This is a genomic window from Pseudonocardia sp. KRD291, from assembly GCF_019263595.1.
GTDB lineage: Bacteria > Actinomycetota > Actinomycetes > Mycobacteriales > Pseudonocardiaceae > Pseudonocardia.
Genome location: NZ_JADQDD010000513.1, coordinates 1 through 1,678, shown reverse-complemented (window position 1 = coordinate 1,678; position 1,678 = coordinate 1). Strand labels below are relative to the sequence as shown.

1 protein-coding gene and 1 pseudogene are annotated in these 1,678 nt (G+C 75.4%); one reads left to right on the top strand and one right to left on the bottom strand.

Features of this window, described 5'->3' with window-relative positions; all coding sequences use genetic code 11:
- Positions 1-777 (bottom strand): annotated as a pseudogene (locus I4I78_RS32310) (hypothetical protein); the annotation flags it as partial.
- A gap of 99 nt (positions 778-876) precedes the next feature.
- Between I4I78_RS32310 and I4I78_RS32305 the strand changes: the two are divergent.
- Positions 877-1,404 (top strand): gluconokinase, encoded by a 528-nt coding sequence (locus I4I78_RS32305; protein ID WP_218615300.1) that lies wholly within the window; start codon positions 877-879, stop codon positions 1,402-1,404.
- Positions 1,405-1,678 lie beyond the last annotated feature (274 nt).

Below are 1,678 nucleotides of genomic sequence, written 5' to 3'. Positions count from 1 at the left end.
GGAGCCCGACATCGACGTCGTGGCGGAGTGCACCGACGGCGCCGAGGCCGGCTCCGGCCCGTCCGCCGGCAGCCCGGCGAGCAGGTGATGGGCCCGCGCCAGCGCCTCCAGCTCCACCCACTCCGACGGGAACGGCTCCGCCGTCGCCCGGGTCCGCGCCGCGTCGGCACGGACCAGCCCGCACAGGTACCCGGAGCCGTAGCCGGCCGAGCCCCGCGGCGACGACGGCGCCGGCCCGGGCCCGCGCAGCACCGTCCCGGCCCGCAGGTGCGGACGCCGCCCACTGCGACACCAGCCCGGCGTCACGTGCCGCCAGCCGGCGTCGGACGGGCCGTGCTCGTCGGAGAGGAACCGATGCTCGGCGCTGGTGACGATCGCGGTGCCGTCGGTGAGCGAGACCCGGTATGCGCGGCGCCGGGTCGACCAGTGCGCCAGCACGGAGGTCCGCACGTAGCGCCGGCGCCCGCCGGGACCGTCGGGTTCGGTGCCGAGCACCTCGTCGCCCACCCGCAGCTCGGCGATCGGGCGGGACCCGCCGTCGGCGAGCCGCACCGGCGTGTCGCCGGACAGGCAGTAGACGCAGGCGTGGGTGCAGCCGCGGTACGGGTTGACCGTCCAGGAGAACGGGACCTGCGACGTCCCCGGGACCCGGTTCAGCGCCGAGCGGGCCTCCACCTCGTGGAACACCGTGCCGGCGAAGTCCGGCGTGCGCACCGAGCGCAGCAGCCCCCGTAGCCCGGGCAACGCCGCGTCGTCGCCGATACCCTCGTCCCGCACCTGCTGTCCGCTCCACCGCACCCACTCATTCGAACACCAGTTCGAACTCGGGCGCAAGCCGGGTGCGCCGAGCGGGCGGCGGTCGGGAAGCATGCGGGTATGACGGCGACGACGACACTGATCGTGATGGGCGTGTCCGGGGTGGGGAAGACGACCGTCGCGACGGCGCTGGCCGAGCGCACCGGGTGGCCCTACACCGAGGGCGACGACCTGCACCCCGAGGCCAACCGGGCCAAGATGGCCGCCGGCATCCCGCTCGACGACGACGACCGCTGGCCCTGGCTGCACCGGATCGCGGACTGGATCGGCGAGCAGGAGGCGGCCGGGCGCAGCACGGTGATCACCTGCTCGGCGCTGCGCCGGCGCTACCGCGACCTGCTGCGCGACGGCCACCCGTCGGTGTGCTTCGTGCACCTGGCCGCGAACGAGCTGGTGCTGCGAGCGCGGGTCGAGAGCCGCCACCACGAGTACATGCCGGCCACGCTGCTGGACTCGCAGCTCGCCGACCTCGAGCCGCCCGCCGACGACGAGCCCGCCGTGACCGTGGACGCCACCGCCGCCGTCGGGCAGATCGTCACGGCCGTGCTGGACGGGGCCCGTTCCGCCCGGACCGTCGACGAGCCGTGACCGCGCGGTGGGCCGGCGCGGATCGTCCGGGGGATTCCGGCGGCACGTCCGGGTGACGGCGCACACCATGCGTTCACCGGCTTGGCAGGATGCGCCTCGTGCAGTCGCATGAGCCACCCGGGGCCGACGACCGGGGCGCGCGAGCGGACTCCGGACACGCCCGGCACCGCAGGCGTCGCACCGACCCGCCCACCCCCACCGACGGCATGCCGCTGATCCGGCAGGAGCCGCTCCCGCGCACGGTCGGCGAGTACGCTGTCTCTTATGCACATCT